This is a genomic window from Thermosporothrix sp. COM3, assembly GCF_059696735.1.
In genome coordinates this window covers 2193643-2211025 of the sequence record NZ_AP019376.1, presented here as the reverse complement: position 1 = coordinate 2211025, position 17383 = coordinate 2193643, and the positions used below count along the sequence as shown (strand labels likewise).

14 protein-coding genes are annotated in these 17383 nt (G+C 52.4%); 4 read left to right on the top strand and 10 right to left on the bottom strand.

Annotated features, from left to right (window positions below; translation table 11 throughout):
• Positions 1 to 23 precede the first annotated feature (23 nt).
• Positions 24 to 1178 (top strand): RNA-guided endonuclease InsQ/TnpB family protein, encoded by a 1155-nt coding sequence (locus KTH_RS09435; RefSeq protein WP_497618116.1) that lies wholly within the window; start codon positions 24 to 26, stop codon positions 1176 to 1178.
• Positions 1179 to 1381: 203 nt separating this feature from the next.
• On the opposite strand, the gene KTH_RS09430 is transcribed toward KTH_RS09435, so the two are convergent.
• The 5 genes from KTH_RS09430 to KTH_RS09410 form a co-directional block, all read right to left on the bottom strand.
• The gene (locus KTH_RS09430) at positions 1382 to 2734 is read right to left on the bottom strand and encodes a GH1 family beta-glucosidase (protein WP_497623208.1); all 1353 of its coding nucleotides are present in this window, start codon (positions 2732 to 2734) and stop codon (positions 1382 to 1384) included.
• A gap of 22 nt (positions 2735 to 2756) precedes the next feature.
• Positions 2757 to 4502 (bottom strand): amylo-alpha-1,6-glucosidase, encoded by a 1746-nt coding sequence (locus KTH_RS09425; RefSeq protein ID WP_497618114.1) that lies wholly within the window; start codon positions 4500 to 4502, stop codon positions 2757 to 2759.
• Positions 4503 to 4536: 34 nt separating this feature from the next.
• Entirely contained in the window at positions 4537 to 5349 is an 813-nt protein-coding gene (locus KTH_RS09420; RefSeq protein WP_497623206.1) for a carbohydrate ABC transporter permease, read from the bottom strand.
• A gap of 105 nt (positions 5350 to 5454) precedes the next feature.
• Entirely contained in the window at positions 5455 to 6360 is a 906-nt protein-coding gene (locus KTH_RS09415) for a carbohydrate ABC transporter permease (RefSeq protein WP_111324418.1), read from the bottom strand.
• Positions 6361 to 6408: 48 nt separating this feature from the next.
• Positions 6409 to 7770 (bottom strand): ABC transporter substrate-binding protein, encoded by a 1362-nt coding sequence (locus KTH_RS09410; RefSeq protein WP_497618112.1) that lies wholly within the window; start codon positions 7768 to 7770, stop codon positions 6409 to 6411.
• Between the two features lie 454 nt (positions 7771 to 8224).
• On the opposite strand from KTH_RS09410, the gene KTH_RS09405 reads away from it, so the two are divergent.
• Entirely contained in the window at positions 8225 to 9256 is a 1032-nt protein-coding gene (locus KTH_RS09405) for a LacI family DNA-binding transcriptional regulator (protein ID WP_497618111.1), read from the top strand.
• Between the two features lie 308 nt (positions 9257 to 9564).
• Positions 9565 to 9756 carry a hypothetical protein gene (locus tag KTH_RS09400; protein ID WP_497618109.1) on the top strand — a complete coding sequence of 64 codons (192 nt, stop codon included), beginning with the start codon at positions 9565 to 9567 and terminating at the stop codon, positions 9754 to 9756.
• A 25-nt stretch (positions 9757 to 9781) separates the two neighbouring features.
• On the opposite strand, the gene KTH_RS09395 is transcribed toward KTH_RS09400, so the two are convergent.
• The 3 genes from KTH_RS09395 to KTH_RS09385 all read right to left on the bottom strand — a co-directional run bounded on the left by KTH_RS09395 (position 9782) and on the right by KTH_RS09385 (position 14738).
• Complete coding sequence (locus tag KTH_RS09395; protein ID WP_497618107.1) at positions 9782 to 11986, bottom strand: PAS domain S-box protein; 2205 nt, start codon at positions 11984 to 11986, stop codon at positions 9782 to 9784.
• A gap of 382 nt (positions 11987 to 12368) precedes the next feature.
• Positions 12369 to 13187 carry a trypsin-like serine peptidase gene (locus KTH_RS09390; RefSeq protein WP_497618106.1) on the bottom strand — a complete coding sequence of 273 codons (819 nt, stop codon included), beginning with the start codon at positions 13185 to 13187 and terminating at the stop codon, positions 12369 to 12371.
• A 546-nt stretch (positions 13188 to 13733) separates the two neighbouring features.
• Positions 13734 to 14738, bottom strand: coding sequence for a LysR family transcriptional regulator (locus KTH_RS09385; RefSeq protein WP_497618104.1), 1005 nt, complete (start codon positions 14736 to 14738; stop codon positions 13734 to 13736).
• Between the two features lie 254 nt (positions 14739 to 14992).
• Here KTH_RS09385 and KTH_RS09380 point away from each other — a divergent pair, with 254 nt between their 5' ends.
• A complete protein-coding gene (locus KTH_RS09380; RefSeq protein WP_497618102.1) occupies positions 14993 to 15397 on the top strand; it encodes a PPOX class F420-dependent oxidoreductase in 405 nt (134 codons plus the stop codon).
• Between the two features lie 459 nt (positions 15398 to 15856).
• Here KTH_RS09380 and fni read toward each other — a convergent pair whose 3' ends face one another.
• Positions 15857 to 16993, bottom strand: coding sequence for a type 2 isopentenyl-diphosphate Delta-isomerase (gene fni, locus KTH_RS09375; RefSeq protein ID WP_497618100.1), 1137 nt, complete (start codon positions 16991 to 16993; stop codon positions 15857 to 15859).
• Positions 16994 to 17116: 123 nt separating this feature from the next.
• Positions 17117 to 17374 (bottom strand): hypothetical protein, encoded by a 258-nt coding sequence (locus KTH_RS09370; RefSeq protein WP_497618098.1) that lies wholly within the window; start codon positions 17372 to 17374, stop codon positions 17117 to 17119.
• Between the last annotated feature and the right edge of the window lie 9 nt (positions 17375 to 17383).

The window sequence follows — 17383 nt, the reverse complement described above, 5'->3', positions numbered from 1 at the left end:
TGTATATATGAGATACTTCTTGCATGGACAGAACGATCATCTTGCATCTCCAACCGAAGAGTGAGCAAGCACAGGTGTTGCAGCGAACCTTGCAAGCACACACCGATTGTTTTAATGCGGTAGCTCAAGAGGGCTTTACGACCTCGTGTCACAATGGGGTAGAACTGCATAAGCGTACCTACTATCCCTTGCGGGCGACGCATCCTGATTTGCCCGCTCAACTGGTCTGTGCTGCTCGTGTGAAAGCCACCGAAGCCGTCAAATCGGCCCTGGATCGACGCAAGAAGGGGCGTAAAGCGAGTACCCCTCGTGCTCGTCTCTGTCCGATTCGCTACGATCAACGCTCCTACTGGGTCAAGTGGGAAACCATGACATGCAGCCTTGCAACCACTGATGGGCGAGTTGAATTGCCCTTCGTGGTGCCACCCTCTGCCGCCAGGTATATCGGAGGCAAGGTATGCAGTGCCGACCTCTGCTCCCGCAAAGGTCGTTATACGCTGCATGTGGTCGTGAGCATCCCTGATCCAGTGGTTGCCCCATCAGGGAAAGTCGTGGGTGTTGATCTCGGGTTGAATCGTCCTGCTGTCACCTCCAATAAGCAATTCCTCGGTGAACGTCGCTGGAAAGAGCAAGAGCGTCGGATCTTCCGTCTCAAGCGGAAACTGCAAGCCAAAGGCACAAAGAGTGCGAAACGCCACTTGCGCAAGCTCTCTGGCAAACTGCTTCGGCAACGCAAAGATCATGACCATGTTCTCAGTAAGCGCATCGTTGCCCACACCCCTGCGGGTTCGACCATGGTGGTTGAGAATCTGACGCATATTCGCTCTCGTGCCAGGATGAAGAAGAAGACAGAAACCCAACGTCGCCTCCATTCGTGGAGCTTCGCACAGTTTCACGCCTTTCTGACCTACAAAGCACAGGAGAAGGGAATCAGGGTGGTCAAAGTTGATCCTCGTCATACCTCCCAGACCTGTTCTCGCTGTGGGCATCAGGCTCGCAAGAATCGTCGTTCTCAAAGCCTCTTCCTGTGTCGTGAATGTGGCTACTGCCTCAATGCCGATCTCAACGCGTCTCAAAATATTCGAGAGAAATACCTCTCGTCTCTTGCCAGCCTCGGTATACCCTTGGTTGGTGGGTCGTCGTCAAGCGGCCTCTCGTCTCAACCCCTCGTGGGTTAGGGACAAGCCCCCGGCTTGAGCCGTGGGGTACTTGACTGCTTCACACCTCGCTTTTGGTATCAGCAAACATATAGCCTTTTTCACTGCTCCTGAAGCCATCTAAGCTGATTCCCTTTAGCATCCTTTCTCCACCCACTCGCTTTTGAAACGCCATAGAAAAGAGGCCCTCCGCTCGTGGGGCCTCCTCTGGCAGGTCGAACGGTTTATTTCACCCCAGTCTCTTTTTTCGCGATATCAGCATAGAAATAGCCGCTATCCTTCATAATACGCTGTTGCGTCTGATGGTCAACATAGATCAAGCCAAAGCGTGGCTCAAAACCGAGCGCCCATTCGAAATTGTCCATCAGCGTCCAGACAAAGTAGCCTCTGACTGGAACCCCTTCCGCGATGGCGCGCTGAAGGTACGTCAGATGGTCGCGCAGATAGGCGATACGTCGTTCATCATGTACATGGCCATCCGGGCTGACCTCATCTGGTAGCGCAATGCCATTCTCAGTTATATATATTTTCGGCGGGCTATAGCGCTCATTTACATACTTTAAAATATCATAGATGCACTTCGGGTATACCTCCCAACCCATCAACGTATGTTCGCCCGGAGGCAATACCCGGCAGTAGTTCACGGGAACCAGTTCATCTCCATGCGCGATCACCGAACGCCGATAGATATTGATGCCCAGATAATCCAGCGGAACCGCCATCCGCTGCATATCGCCAGTCTCAATTCGCGGCATCTGCTCCCCGAAAAGCGCAACCATATCGGCTGGATATTCACCACGCAGCAACGCATCAAGGAACCAGCGATTCTGCATCCCGTCGAAGCGCAAAGCAGCAGCAACATCTTCAGGAGCCTCCGAAGCCGGTTCCGCAACATTTATATCCAGCACAATCCCGACCTGGCTTTGAGGCACATTCTCCCGAATCACCTGTGCAGACGCTCCATGTGCAAGGAAGACATGATGTAGAGCTGTCAGAGCTGCTCCAGGCTGCATCCGCCAGCCGGGCGCATCCTCACCAAGCACATAGCCTCCCCAGGTGAACACCCCCGGCTCGTTGAACGTCGTCCAGTGTTTGACCCGGTCGCCAAGCGCCCGCGTGACAACATCGGTATACCGCACAAAGTCCTCAACAATTCCGCGGCGGAGCCAGCCCTTCCCTTCATCCTGAAGCGCCTGGGGCAGATCCCAGTGATAGAGCGTGACAAACGGCTGAATGCCCGCTTCCAGTAAGCCATCAATCAGGCGGCTATAGAAATCCAGTCCGGCCAGGTTGACCGTGCCACGCCCCTGAGGAAAAATGCGTGACCAGGCAATAGAGAAACGATACGCGTCTAGATTCAGTTGCTGCATCAGCGCGATATCCTCACGCCAGCGGTGATAATGGTCACAGGCAATATCGCCATTTTCGCCGTTCTTGATTGCGCCGGGCGTATGGGTAAAGGTATCCCAGATATTTTTTCCACGCCCACCCTCGGTCACAGCTCCTTCAATCTGGTACGCAGCGGTAGCCGCCCCCCAGAGAAACCCCTCCGGGAACTCACCAATGGCATTCTTCATACTCACAATTTCTTCCTTTCCATCATGAAAGTTCATTCGAGGCCGCAAGCGCCAGATCGATAAAGAGTGCAGATGACCAGCCAAAAGCATGGGTTGCCCGTGGTGGTTTCTCACCGGTGAGCGGATGATAGTATTCGTAGAAATCATCTGCCGCAAGTGCCAGCTCCAGCGTGCGCCGCCGCAGCTCTCGCGCCTGCTCAGGATAGCCTGCACGAAAGAGTCCATCGATCAGCAAATAGTTGACATTCAGCCAGACAGGACCACGCCACATGGATAGCGGGTTAAAGGCCGGGTCATCAAAGGCAACCGTGGGCACCGGATGATGTCCCCAGAATTGCCGTTCGTCTGTCAGCGTCTCAACCAGGCAATCAGCGATTGCAGCAGGCATACGACCGGTAATCAAAGGGAAAAGGTTAAACGGTGTACGCACTGCAAGCAACTGCCCATCGTGAGCCGCCCGGAACAGGCCTGCCTCCTCATCCCAGCGCAACTCAATCATCCGCTGTGCCAGCTCGCCTGCTTTCTGCCGCCACTGCTCCGCCTCGTCCGGCCGCTCAAGCACCTCGGCAATTCTGGCGAGATAGTCATATTGCAAACAGAGATACGCGTTCAGATCGGGCGTTTCAACGGGCAACCCCTGATCCCAGAGCGGGTTATTATCCAGGCCAGAGGACCAGGGATGCAGGTACTCACACAGGCCGTTCCCGTCCGGGTCGCTCTTGGTAAACCACCAGTGCTGAAAACGGATGATTGGATCATACATCTCATTCAAAAACTCCCGATCCCCGTCAAGCTCGTAGAGCTTCCATGCAGCCCAGGCCGTCAGCGGTGGCTTGGTGATATCAGCCTCCACAATCTCGGTAGTATGTGCCAGAATCCCTTCATCATGTACGATGTCAGGAATCAGGCCGTCAGGAAGCTGATAATCAAGCATGATGCGGAACTGATCCTGAGCCAGCCGCATATCACGATGTCGCAGCGCAAGCGCGTGGAAATACGAATCCCAGTGCCAGACGCCAACATAGCCCATTTTCGAAGGAACCATCCCTTCGCGTATCGGGTGAGCATACGGATAGAGCAGGTTGACACGCATCACCCACCAGGCATAGTAATACCGGGCACGATACTGCTCGGCGACCTCCGGCACTCCGGCAAACCAATCATGCCAGCGCTGTTCCGCCGCCTGGAGGGCCTGGCTGGCTGGAAGAACGCGCCGATTAAAGCCAGGCGTTCGTGTGATATTGAGCAACAGCGCAGCATCTTCCTCTGCTTCAAAGAGCAGACGTATCTCGTATTGCCCGTTCGTCAACTCAGTTACACGATTGCAGAGCAGAGTGGCGTTCGTTGTATAAACCAGCGAGCACGGCGAGGTGCTGGAACGGCTCAGGATGCCCCCGCGTCTGTCAGTCTGCCCCTGCTCCATTGGCGTATGCAGAATCAGCCCGCTCCGCCCGGCAGGCAGGGCCACCAGCAGGGTTTCAGGATCAACAAAGGTAATCCGAAAAGTTCCCCCCGGCGTCTGGTTGAGAATCTGATGCGGATAGGTCGTCCACGCACAAGCGCAAGGCTCCCCGGCCTCATCGGTGAAGCGCCAGTTGGTGATAGCTGGCGACAGCTCCGGGTCAATTTCATATTCAGCCAGACCAACCCACAGGCTCCGCTCGTCCGCACGAAAGAGGATGAGCCGGGAATCGCGGTCGGTAAAAGGCACCCGCTCCAGCATGATGCGGTTCTTCAAGAGATTGAGATATGGCGATCCAGTTTCCATGTATGTTCACTTCCATCTAGAGAGTAGTACACAACTATGACTTCAGACCGGTCAGCGCAATTCCCTGAATAATCTGACGCTGACCCAGAACGTAGACCAGCAACACCGGCAACACGGCAATCATTGAACCGGCCATCATCAAAGCCCACTGTGAGGTGTACTGCTCCCGGAACTGATTCAAGAGCAAGGGCACGGTATAGAGATCCGGGCTGCTAAGCATGATGAGCGGTACAAAGAAGCTGTTCCACTGTCCCAGGAAGGTAAAGATCCCCAGGGCGGCCATTGGCGGCTTCAGCAGCGGCAGGATCACATGCCAGAAGATCTGCCAGCGGTTGGCCCCATCAATGATCGCGGCCTCTTCCAGCTCTTTTGGAATCCCCAGAATAAACTGACGCATCAGGAAGACCCCGAAGGCATCGAAGAGCGCTGCTGGCACGATCAGAGCAAGGTGGTTATCCAGCCAGCCAAGCCGTTGCATAATCAGAAAGCGCGGGATAATAGTTAACTGAAATGGAATCATCATTGTTGCCAGAAAGAGCACAAAGACGATATTGCGCCCAGGAAACCGAATTCTGGCAAAGGCATATCCCGCCATTGCCGTTGTAATCAGCTCACAGGCAACAACAACGATGGCAATATAGAAGCTGTTCCAGTATGCCTGGCCGAAAGGCATTGCCTGAAGCGAGGCAGGGTAATTCTGCCAGACAATCGGATTCGGCAGAAGCGAGAGCGGATCTTGAAACGCCTGCGAATCTTCCTTGAGCGATGTTACCGCCATCCAGATAAACGGCCCAGCCATTATGATCGCGCCGATAATCAGCAACACGTGTATGAGTGCGGCAAGCATGCTTCCGGCAATGCTACGCTGCTTCTGCCTCGGTCGGCGAGCCTGAAAAACAGGCTTTGACGTCTTTACAGCCTCTTGAAGCATACATCTTCCCTTCCTTCAACTTTACAGATCGTAGTTCACCCAGCGCTTTTGAAACGCAAATTGGATGAGGGTCAGGACGAGCAAAACCGCGAAGAGAATCATTGCCGAGGCGCTCGCCGGTCCAAAGGTAAACTGCCGAAAACTCAGGTTATAGATATGGTAGACAATAGTGTAACTGGCCTTGTCGGGGCCTCCCTGCGTCATCACAAAGGTCTGGTCGAAGACCTGAAAAGAGCTGATAATCGAGAGCACAGTGATAAAGAAAAGGGTCGGGCTCAACAAAGGGAGCGTGACTTTCCAGAAAAGCTGGAAACGGTTTGCACCATCAATGCGAGCCGCTTCAATATAGGTGGATGGGATATTCTGAAGACCGGCCAGGAAGATCACCATGTTTGAACCAAGGCTACTCCAGATGCTTACAATTGAGATTGAGGGAATAACCCAGTGCGCATCAATCAGCCAGGCAGGCCCCTCAATGTTGAACCAGGAACGCAACAGGACATTGATAAAGCCGGCGTCGCTGTTCAGCAGCCAGAGCCAGATCACACCGGTTGCTACCGAGCTGGTCACAACGGGCATAAAGTAGATAATGCGATAGATCGTTTTCCCGCGCACTTTGTTGAGGCCCAGGGCTACAAGCAGCGCAAGCAGGATACCACCCGGTACTGTGATCAGGGTGTAGATAGTGGTGTTGACGAAAGCAATACGCAAATTCGGGTCTGAGAGCTGATCGATAAAATTTTGCAGCCCAACAAATTGCACCTCGCCCAGGCCGTCCCAGTGTACCAGGCTCAACCACAGAACGATCACCAGCGGAATGAGCGAGAAGGTGACCAGGCCGATCAACTGCGGCAGGAGAAAGAAGCCTCCCCAGAAGGCTTCACTCAGCGTCCGCCGCCACCTGTTCCTGTGCACGCTGGCTTTCATCGCGGATACGTCTAATTGCAGTCTCATAGATCACTCCTGTACAGGGTTCTACTGGAGCAGCGATTGCGCCTGCTTGATACGCGGGTTGACCATCGCGGCCACCTTTCCCAGCGTGGTCTTAACATCAGCCCCCTTCAAGAATACCGGATCGAAGGCTGAGACAATATCCAGGCTCAGGCCGGGAGTTCCCATTTCAGAGGCAAAGGTTGCAAAACCTGTATTGCGAGCATCCAGCAAATGCTGCGCGTGAACAGGGTCATTTCCATCCAGTACAACCTGATCCGCTCCCTTCACCGACGGAACCGCGTCTCCGGCGTCTTTCAGGCGCAAGGTCTCGCCATCTTTAGAGACATAGTTTGACAGGAATTTATAGGCCTCTGTCGGGTTCTTCGTTTTCTTGTTAAGCACGATATAGGCCAGGAAGATACCTGTAGGCCTGCTCTTTCCATCTGTACCGGGCATTGGCACAATGTCATAATCCAGTCCCTTTGCCCGTGCCCCCTTGAAGGTCGAGAGATAGTAACGCCCTGCGGACAAGAAGCCAACCTGATTGGCTGTAAACATCAGGTCTTCGCTCTGATTCGAGGGGAGAGAAGACGCATAGGCAAACTTCTTCGCCCGGACATTCTCGGCCAGCCACTCAAAGGCCTCGACTGTCTTCGCGTCCTGATCGGCGATAAAGTCCCCGTAGCCATCCTTATCGTAGATCCTGCCGCCATTGTTGATCGCCCAGCTATAGTGATACAGCATTGAATCGCTGGCAAGGATGTAGCCGCGCTTCTTGTTCGCCGTGATTTTATCGATCATCTGTTGAAATACATCTCTGGTCCACTTTCCCTGCTTATACAGCTCGGCGGGCATTTCGGTAATGCCGGCCTCCTGCAAGACCTTCTTGTTGTACCACAAGACGATCGGGTTACAATCTACAGGAATTCCGTAAATTTTCCCGCTGCGCGTTCTGGCCGCGCCCCACATGCCCGGGAAATAATCGCTCTCCTTGACCACGCTATCACTCTTCGCCAGAAGCGGTGTGAGTTCCTCGATAGTCTTATTTTGAATCAACTTGATGATATGCTCGTCTGCGGCGTAAAAGACATCAGGAGCAATACCGCCATTCAACTGAGTCAGAATCTTGGGCAAATAATCATCGTATGAGGGGATCGGGGCAAACTTGACATTCGCGTTATGGTCCCTGTTGTACCTGTCGGTGAACTCCTGAAGCCGTTTGGATGTTTTCGCTCCAGCCCAGGTTGACCATTTAATAGCGCCATTGCTATTCGCGTTCCCGCCTCCACAGGACTGTAAAAGCGTCCCGATACCGGCCAGTGACGCCCCCAGAGCAAGCGAATGAGAGAGGAATGTACGACGGTTAGCCTTTACCAGGGGAAGAGATGAGAGCCTGTCATTCATACCTGTGCTACTCCTTTCATGACATCTGCTCAGATGCAGGCAGATGCGGCAGCTTCGTTGTTGCCTTGTGTTTCAGATCGTTCTACAAAATTATGTGTAAAAACAGGCAGGCGAGGCAGAAACTGAGAAAATGACAACCTGATAAGCGTTTGACATGATGTCAGCCTTTAGAGCCAGGAGCCTCCTCCCCTGCCGTTTCACCCCCACTATGTATCACAACTCTGTGAACCCACCCCGCTTTAACCCGACCGGGTAACGTTAAGCAGGCAAGTTAATCGGTTAATTAACTTGTTACAAGTATATAACACAAGGATTTTGCAGTGTCAATACTTTCGGCAGCTCTTTTTTCACCCGCGCTCATCTGGTAGCTGCTCTATTGACAGGCTGTACTCCCCTGCCTATACTAGAAGTCAGCCTGAACCGGCTCTGAACAGTATTACCGCAGGAGACAAACTTGACAACCATTTATGACGTAGCAAAGGCAGCAGGCGTTACAGCGGCCACCGTTTCATATGTCCTGTCCGGCAGAGGCTCGATCAGTCAGGCCACCCGGGAGAAGGTGTTAAAATGTGCTCACGAGCTGGGATATCGCCCGAACCTGCTTGCACGCAGCCTGACCAAACAGCAAACACGCACGATCGGGCTTGTCATTCCACATATTATCAACCCGTTCTATGCTGGCATTGCAGAAACAGTGGAACGCAATGCCTATACCCGTGGGTTCCGCACCGTCATCACCAATACCTATGAAGATGAGCACCTCGGTCAGGAGCTTCTGGAGGATCTGGCTGCACGACGCGTCGATGGCATTATTGCGCTACCCGGCGGCCTCTCCCTTGCAGCAATTCAATCTATGCTCAAATCCGGGCTCCCGGTCATCTGTTGCCTGTGGGAAGAAGAGGGGCAGAACATCCCTTCAGGTGTTGGCCTGGACTTTAAGCGTGGCGGCCAGCTCGTTGCCAGACACCTGCTCGAACTGGGTCACAGGCGACTCAGTATTATCGTTGATACCCGACCAGACGGCAGCCTGGATCATCATCTTCGCTTCTCCGGCTTCACGGAGACGTTACAGGATGCCGGTTGCCCGCTTGAACCACAATTCATTGCTCACGGCGATTCGTCGCTTGAAAGCGGCGAGGCAGCAGCACATCAATTGCTCACGCAGCCAGAGCGCCCGACAGCCCTTTTTGCCACAAATGACCTGATGGCAATGGGAGCGATCAACGCTGCCTGGAAGCTTGGACTTCGTGTGCCACACGACCTCTCAGTTGTCGGCTTCGATAATATTGCCCTCTCCCCCTTCATGGCTCCACCGCTTACCACCGTCAATGTGGATCGCGATAGGCTTGTAACGCTGGCCTTGAATCTTTTACTCGGTCGGATTGAGGGGAAGCAGCTCGAAACGCCGCCGCTCCTTCTACCCGAAATGGTTATACGCTCCTCAACCGCAGCCCCTGCTTCAGAGCGCGGCCCTGCCTCACCATAAGGGCCTCGCCTGCTCGTTGCCAGGCACCTCAGCCCTCTGTTTCGCCCTTTCAGGCCCATGTCCTTGCGGTATATACTCTCTGCTTTCTCGCTTGGCAGAGGATATGAGGATAGGCTAAATATCTTACGAATATATGTACGCACGAAAAGATGAGCACGCAGCGACACGTCACCAACGATCATGCTTCTCATGGATTCTCTATATAGTTGTAGTCGATCGGTGCATTAAATATACATCTTGATCAAGCAACTGGGATCTCTTTTAATCGATAGATTCTGGACTCCCCATCGGAAAGGATTTCACATTCTATGGCTGCTTCCAGTACAGCCTTCTTTCTCCTTATTGCACTTGAGCAGTACCTTGAAGGGCAACATATCAAGCTCTGGCTTCTGGGGCAGATCTCCGGGCTGAGCTTTCCTGGCGGTCTCGCCATTCTCAAAGTGTTGGGCCCCCCCCGACAGCGGGAGCATCTGAAAACGCCTGTGTTGTTCAGCCCTTGAAAAACCAGGCAGGCACTTTCGGCACTTAGAGACATGTTGTACGTAAGGGCAGCGAGAACCAGAAGGAGGCCCCTTTGCCCTGCTCGCTCTCTACCCCAACAGCCCCTTGATGCCGCTGGATGAGCGATTGAGAGATGTAGAGACCCAGGCCCAGATTTGCACCCAGACGACTATGCGCTTTGGCCTCAGCAGAGCGCTGAAAACGGCTCCAGATCTTCTGTTTCGCCTCTTCCGAAAGCCCGGGCCCACGATCATGCACCCAGACCCGCGCCTCGTCTCCAGTCGAGGTCACCTCCACAGTGACAGGCGCTCCAGCCGGCGAGTATTTGAGGGCATTGGTCACGTAGTTCCCGAGCACTTGAGCAACACGCATCCTATCTACGCAGACAGGAAGCGGCACCTCAGGCAGCAAGAGCGCAATGGTATGGTCCAGAGCCGTCGCCCGCAGATCTTCGACTGTCTCCCGGACAATCTGACGCAGATCGGCGGGCATCATGGTCAGTTCCAGCTTGTCAACCGCGATGCGCGAGGCATCAAGCAGATCCTCAATCAGACGATCCTGCACGCGTGTCTGTCTGAGAGCCTGCTCAATTAAGAGATCTGTATTCTGCAACAGATCAACCACCCTCGGTCCGCACTCTTCTGGCTGGCAAACAAAGCGCTTGAGCCGCCGCTGTGCCAGTTGCAGCGTTCCTCCAATAGCAGTCAGGGGTGTCCGCAGTTCATGGCTGATGATCCCAAAGAAAACCTCTCTCTGCTTCTCCAGTTCTTTCTGCTCAGAAATATCTATTACGATCGCTACATGATGTTTTGATCGTTCCATATAGGCGCCTGCCACCAATACCGGCACTCTATGCCCGAGTCTATGATAATACTCTTTCTCATATGGTGATGAGACACCCATAGATCTTGCTTCGTCATGCCGCTCTCGATCCAATGCCTCATATTCCTTCGGCGTGATCTTCGCAAAGTTCAGCTTTCCGGTCCGCAATTCCTCGCGGGTGGCCCCGATCAGGGTAAGAAAGGCATCATTGGCATCGATAATATCGCTCTCCTCAGTACAGGAAGCCACGGCAACAAGGTTGGCATCCGCCAGACGGCGAAATGTCTCTTCCTGCTCCTTGTAGAGTGACTGTATCTCTTTCAAAGCGGTAATATTGTGATAGTAGACGGCCAGATGATCGGAAGCCGGGACAATATGGAGCTTCCACCACTGCTGAGCAGGTGCATAAAACATCTCATATTCGACAGGCTGCTGTGTCTCTCGGGCAAGCCGTAAAAAGCGCTCGGTTTCACTGCCGCAGAGATGCGGCGTGACTTCCCAGATCGATTTACCCAGAAACATTTCGCCATGAACGCCAGCCAGCTTCTCCGTACTCCTGCTTATATAGCTATAGCGCCATTCATTATCAACGTGAATACAGCCATCGGCGACATGTTCCAGAATAGAGGTAATACGCCGATTCGCAGCCTGTAGCGCTTCCTCAATCTGTTTCTGTTCGGTAATGTCAAGCGTAATGCCAATCGCGTATAACGGGGTACCCTGTTGATCGGTCACAACGCTGCCGCGCGAAGCAACCCAGACTGTGCCCTGTTCAGGATCAAGCATACGATAGACGGCATTGTAGTCGCTTCCCGTCTCAATTACCCGCTCAAAGGTTCGGCGAACAAGCGGACGATCATCAGGATGGATAAAAGTAAAAAACTGCTCATCAGTCAAAAGTGTATTTGAAGGCAGTTTGAGAAAATGGGCAACTCGACTATTAATAATACCTCTGGCGTACAGGCGGCCCTGTTTATTTCTGGAGATCTCCCAGCGCCAGACCCCGACGTCAATAGCTTTCTGCGCCCTTTGATAATACTCTTCAAGCAGTTGCTCCGCCTGCCGCTGTGCGGTCACATCATGATGCGTTTCCAGAACGAAAGATCGCCCCTCATGAGGAAGCAATCGGGCATGGCTCTCAACGATAACCTGTCTCCCATCTTTCGCCTTATGGAGTAATTCCGCTTCCCATATCTCCTTTTCTTGAAAAAGGCGCCTTTCTCTTTCGATCGGTTCCCGGATAATTTGTTCCTGAAGGAGCTGACGGACATCCTGTCCAAGCGCCTCTTGAGCCGTCCAGCCATAGAGCTCTTCTGCCTGCCTGCTCCAGAAAGAGAGATGGTAATGCGGATCATAGATCAAAACTGCATCCTGAATAACATCAAGTAGCGCAGGCTCGACTTGCACTAAATCTTTATGAAAACGCTCCCCCTGTTGCTGTCCGGATACATTGGTACTTGAAAGGAATTTATATTGCTCCACCTCGCATGCCCTTTCTACTCTAAGAGCAAACATAGAATGCCAGTTGATTCTCTCATATACTATCAACTAGCGTCAAGAGTAAATTTCTCTTTATAGTAGAGATAAAGTAAAGAAAAACGCGTGTCTCTCGCCATAGAGCACAGCAATTCACACCAGCGCTCCGGCTACAGCAGCGTTTCTTGCCCGTTCTACAGGCCAAAGGAGAGGATCGCGAAAGCGGGGAGTTCTAAAGGGGCTCCCCTGCAACAGGGAAGGGGAGAGAACCCGTTGCAGGAGAGAATAAGGCTTTTTGCTTCCTCCCAGGATCTCAGGCAATCTGGGCCGTGTTGTATACGTTCAACGCTTCGTTACCATAGTAGGGCGAGTACATATTATTGGAGGTCCCCCCATACTTGTAATCGTTATGGCCGTTGACATACCAGGTTCCGTTGACGTTAATCAACCAGCCGCCACCGCTGCAACCGCCGGTCATATTACAGGAGATGCCAATAGGCTGCGGGGTTCCCGAGTCATCGGCGATGCGCCCGGAAATGCACTGATACATCCGGTTCCCGTTAAAGGGAGAAGCGGCAGGGTAGCCCAGCGCATACCAGGTCTGGGTGCGGGACAGATTGGCCCCGAATTGGACGCCGTTGACGGCCGCAACCAGGGTCTGCCCGTTCAGGGTATTTACAACAGCCGCACCATAGTCGCGATAGAGTGAGCCGGAGGAGAGCCAGACGCTATCAGCAATAAGCCGACGGGCTGTCCAGCGCCCTTTCGGGCAGCTTCCATCGATGTACTGCGGACAGAAAGCCCAGTTTGTGTAATATCTGTTCTCACCACCAGCAGCAACACAGTGGCCCGCCGTATCAACAGTACTACCATTCTGACTCTGAACCGCGGTGCCGGAACAGACATAGTTGCTTCCGGTTCGAGGATCTGTGAAGAAGACCTTACCAATCGTGGAATAGGGGAAGGTGCCGTATGAGCCAGTAGGAACAGCCGTTGCAGCCAGTATACCAGGTCTCGTTGAGACCGGCTGCTTCTTCTCAGGCAAAATGATATCCGCCGGTTTTGCGGTGCGCATTCGTTCGGGCGTCCAGTAGTCGGCAACAGCCTTCGGGTCCTGGGTCACCTCTTTCATACTGACACCTGATGTGCTCGTATTGGCAGCACGGGCAGTTGTCCCTACATCACTAAGTAAGAGGGCACAAACAAGGGCTAGCACGCCAGGAAAAAGCAGAAAACGCCATCGTCTGGAGGAATTCCTTCTCATCGTCGAGAATCCTTTCTCTCATTGAATGAGAAATAGCTAGAGGACATTATCAATTGTATATGCATCCTGCGAAGTGAAAGGAAGAGAAGCAAAAAGCGAAACGTGCTACCGGGCTACTCCTTACCGATATATCAGGTCCTTAGATATATCAGCTCCCGCTCGTCAATTACATCTATTTCACTTTCACAGGAAAGCATAGCATAAGGAATCCAGATATTCCTTTATCCGACTGAAAAGCGCCAAACACTCTCTTCATCTCAGAATCAATATAACAACGAGAATATGATAACATATATTTTTCTTTCTTTCAATATCTTTTCCCCCTCTCTCCATTTTTTGATTCTTCTGCCTTTTTAAAGAGGAAACAGTGGTACAAGAGGTCTAATAAAGAATCATTGGCCCTTTGATTATCAATCAGGCATATTTTTTGCTCAAAAATGATGACCGAGAGATCCAGGTCTGTGCGGTTTCTACGAACAACGCCGTCCTCGCCGAGACAGTTTCCCACGATTTGACACCCAGTCCGATCTGCAAATATCGTGGGGGGTCCAGTGAAAGAGCAACCAGACCATCTAACTTCTCAGGAAGCATTGTTCGAGGCAATACTGTTATCCCCAGTCCTTCTCGAACCATCGACAGAAGAGTACGACTATCTCCCGCATGATAACGAATACGTGCTTCACTTCGCCTTGACGGCTCCAGGCCAACTACCTCCATAAATTCGCAAGCCATTTTTGGCAAGATCAGGGGTTCTGTCTGGAGATCTTCTGCCATCACTTTTGCTTGAGCATGCAAACGATGTCCAACAGGAACGAAGATCTGCAATTCACTCGTCATCACAGGTTTGCTCTCAATCTCCTTCCCATGAACAAATGTCAATCCAGCAGCACCAGGACAAAGTGATGCACGGCTTTTCTTCCCGGCAGTCCGAAGGACAAATCCAACATCGATGATATTGGCATAGATCCACTCATGAATCTCCTGCATTGTTCCTTCAAATTGGACCACTTCAATGTCTGGATATTGCTGCTTGAAATATGTCAGCATTCCTGTAAGCAGATCCGGGGGAACAGAAGAAATACTTCCTAAGCGCAGCTTCCCTCTTTCCTGGTTTCGTGCCCTCCTGGCTTCTTGCTCGATGCTTTCCGCATGGGCTAACACTATTCGAGCATGGGAGAGGATCTCCTGACCAACCCTGCTCAGCGCAACAACTCCTTTGCGATTGCGTTCCAATAACGTAACGCCTAATTCCTTTTCGAGTGCAGCCAAAGCATGACTCACCGCTGATTGGGTCATCCCAATGGTATAGGCAGCCTCCGTAAAGCTCCCGGTTTCGGCCAGCGCAACCAGGCATTGAAATTGAGTAAAGTTCATATGCCAACCTCGCATAAGTTCATGACCAATAGGATTTGCATTCATTCTACCAAATCCTATATACTCAGGACAAATACAAAGCGCGGCTCTTCGGCCTCTTGGAGAAAACCGGCTGGAGAGTATGCAACCGGCAAAGCACTCCTTTCTCGAGTCGCTTTTCCTGCTTGCGCTTCGTCTAGTGTTGAGCAACCATTCCAGCTCTACATCAGCAGGATAGTATGTCTGCATGTCTTTCCTGACACTTCCTGAAATAGACAAGGACGACATGCGAAACCAAACATAAGGAAAAGGATTTAGCAATGTTTTCAGAAAAAGAACGTGCCTATCTTCAAACACAACCACTTGCCAGATTGGCAACTGTCTCATCTACAGGACAGCCTGACGTAGACGCAGTAGGCTTTGAATTTGATGGAACCCGTTTCTATATCGGCGGCCACTTTCTAAAAGCCTCGCGCAAATACAAGAATATTGCCTCCGGCAATAACAGGATATCACTGATTATTGACGATTTGAAATCATTTGACCCCTATGAACCACGAGGGATCAAGATACATGGAGAGGCAACTATTGTTGAGCGTGAACAGGGCCATCTTGGCCCCGGACCATACCTTGCGATTACCCCCAGGATTTCCTGGAGTTGGGGAATTGATGGGCCAGTCTTTGAGGATGGAAAGTTTGTTCCCAAGAAAATCGTTTGGGCATAGAGGTAGCTCTTGCTCCTAACATGATTGTTCATCATGGAAGAAGTATACCCCACAGACAATAGATACTCTTGACATATCTATTGTCTGTGGGAGCGCCTTATATCCCCCTGTCTGAAGGCCAGGGGGCTTACGGCGCGCACGCTAACGAATATACTCTTTATGAACTGACAGAAAAACAATGCACGCGCCAGAAAACCTACCATCCTCAGAAAGGACACTCCTTTCTCCTTACACCTGATCGAGTGCAGCTTGTGGTTACGCACGGAGCAAACAGCACACTTGATCCGACGGGCTGCTATGAGGAAGAAAGAAACAGAAGCGCTTTTCTCCCTACAGTTTGCACTCTGGCTCGGGAGAGGTCGGGACTACTCTTTCCTGACCTCACCACATCGTCCCTCAGGAAAGCATCGGCACTGTTTGATCTCAGATTTAGCATCCATCCCGCCCCTTCAGAAAGGGCTACAGACTATGTATTCTCTTCCAATGTCGGCGGGCCATTCGCTTCACGTCATCCTCAAAACCGCGCTGATAGAGCCATTCCCTCGTTTCCCCCAGAACAACCACATCCGCTTCGCGCATCTGTTGAAGCGTCGCGGCCCCACACAGTTGCATCGCGACCTTCAATTCAGCAAGCGTCTGTTCCAGGAATGCACAAACTGCATCATAACCCCGACTGGCCGCCTGGAGAAATGGATGACCTATTCCGACAAGTGTAGCTCCTAGAGCAAGCGCACAGGCAATATCTCTGCCACTGCGTATCCCACCCGTCGCGATGATCGGAACATGAGCAGTACCCGCTTCCACCACCGCAATAGGCGTAGGAATGCCCCAATCACGGTACAGCAGCCCGATATCCAAAGCCTGCTTGTTTCCCCGCGATTGTGCCCGCAATGATTCGAGTGCAGCCATACTACTGCCGCCGGCGCCGCCGACATCGAGCGCGGCAACCCCACAGGAACGCAGCAGTAGTGCCTGTTCGCGACAGATGCCCGCCCCTGTCTCCTTCGCGATTATCGGCACAGATACAGCTTGAACCAATCTTCGTAAAGCCGCCGCCTCTCCAGCAGCTCTCCGGTCTCCCTCCGGCTGGACTGCCTCCTGCAAGCTATTCAGATGCACAATCAGCGCGTTCGCCTGAATCATTGAAACCGCTTGCTGTGCCTGCTCAAGTGTAAAAGGAGGATGTTCCTTCTGCGGGATCAACTGGGGAGCACCGATATTGGCCAGCAGAAAAGCAGTTGGTGCCTGTTCCCGGGCGATGGCAAAGCTGCTCGTCAGCTCAGGATTCACAATTGCGGCTCGCTGACTCCCTACACCCAACGCTAACCCGTATTCCTCTGCAACCCGTGCCAGATTACGATTGATAAAAGCAACATCAGGGTGACCTCCGGTCAGCGAGGAGACGAAGATAGGTGCACGGAGACGATGACCAAGAAAATCAACGCTTGTGTCAATCTCATCCAGATCGACTTCTGGCAAGGCTTGATGAACGAGGTGAACATCTTTCCAGCTTGCCCGTTGTGGTGCAGAAATGTTCTGTTCAAGAGCCATCTGGACATGCTCCAGTTTGCGTTGCTTTACTTCTTCCTTACTCATAAACCGTTCTTTCCTTCCTCTGTTCACACCCGTTACAAGCAGTTTCTGAAGCCAGGTAAAGAGGAAGCTGCGATAGACAGGAAACCTGTCCACCGCAACTCCTGGAGAGCATATGACCTTTACTTAGGCCTTGCTCACGCCAGCATCCGTATAAGCCGCATAAGCTGCATAGGCCGCATAAGCTGCATACGCATTGTTGCCAGCAGAAGCCTCACCCCTCAGAGCAGCCTGCTCCAGAGCGCGAATCTCGCGAGCAAAACCTGCGGACTCCAACGCCTCTTCACGATTCGCAAAGAAGGCTGCACGGAAAGCTGGATCGTTGGAAATCCTGTCAACAATCCGGTCAGTTAGTTCGCGTCTTTTCTGCTCAAACGCGTACATAGAGTACCT

What these genes read in the sequence shown, in the direction of transcription:
- KTH_RS09435 (WP_497618116.1), top strand. Translation starts at nt 24, where the DNA reads ATGGACAGAACGATCATCTTGCATCTCCAACCGAAGAGTGAGCAAGCA.
- KTH_RS09430 (WP_497623208.1), bottom strand. Translation starts at nt 2,734, where the DNA reads ATGAAGAATGCCATTGGTGAGTTCCCGGAGGGGTTTCTCTGGGGGGCG.
- KTH_RS09425 (WP_497618114.1), bottom strand. Translation starts at nt 4,502, where the DNA reads ATGGAAACTGGATCGCCATATCTCAATCTCTTGAAGAACCGCATCATG.
- KTH_RS09420 (WP_497623206.1), bottom strand. Translation starts at nt 5,349, where the DNA reads ATGCTTGCCGCACTCATACACGTGTTGCTGATTATCGGCGCGATCATA.
- KTH_RS09415 (WP_111324418.1), bottom strand. Translation starts at nt 6,360, where the DNA reads ATGAAAGCCAGCGTGCACAGGAACAGGTGGCGGCGGACGCTGAGTGAA.
- KTH_RS09410 (WP_497618112.1), bottom strand. Translation starts at nt 7,770, where the DNA reads ATGAATGACAGGCTCTCATCTCTTCCCCTGGTAAAGGCTAACCGTCGT.
- KTH_RS09400 (WP_497618109.1), top strand. Translation starts at nt 9,565, where the DNA reads ATGGCTGCTTCCAGTACAGCCTTCTTTCTCCTTATTGCACTTGAGCAG.
- KTH_RS09390 (WP_497618106.1), bottom strand. Translation starts at nt 13,187, where the DNA reads ATGAAAGAGGTGACCCAGGACCCGAAGGCTGTTGCCGACTACTGGACG.
- KTH_RS09385 (WP_497618104.1), bottom strand. Translation starts at nt 14,738, where the DNA reads ATGAATGCAAATCCTATTGGTCATGAACTTATGCGAGGTTGGCATATG.
- KTH_RS09380 (WP_497618102.1), top strand. Translation starts at nt 14,993, where the DNA reads ATGTTTTCAGAAAAAGAACGTGCCTATCTTCAAACACAACCACTTGCC.
- fni (WP_497618100.1), bottom strand. Translation starts at nt 16,993, where the DNA reads ATGAGTAAGGAAGAAGTAAAGCAACGCAAACTGGAGCATGTCCAGATG.
- KTH_RS09370 (WP_497618098.1), bottom strand. Translation starts at nt 17,374, where the DNA reads ATGTACGCGTTTGAGCAGAAAAGACGCGAACTAACTGACCGGATTGTT.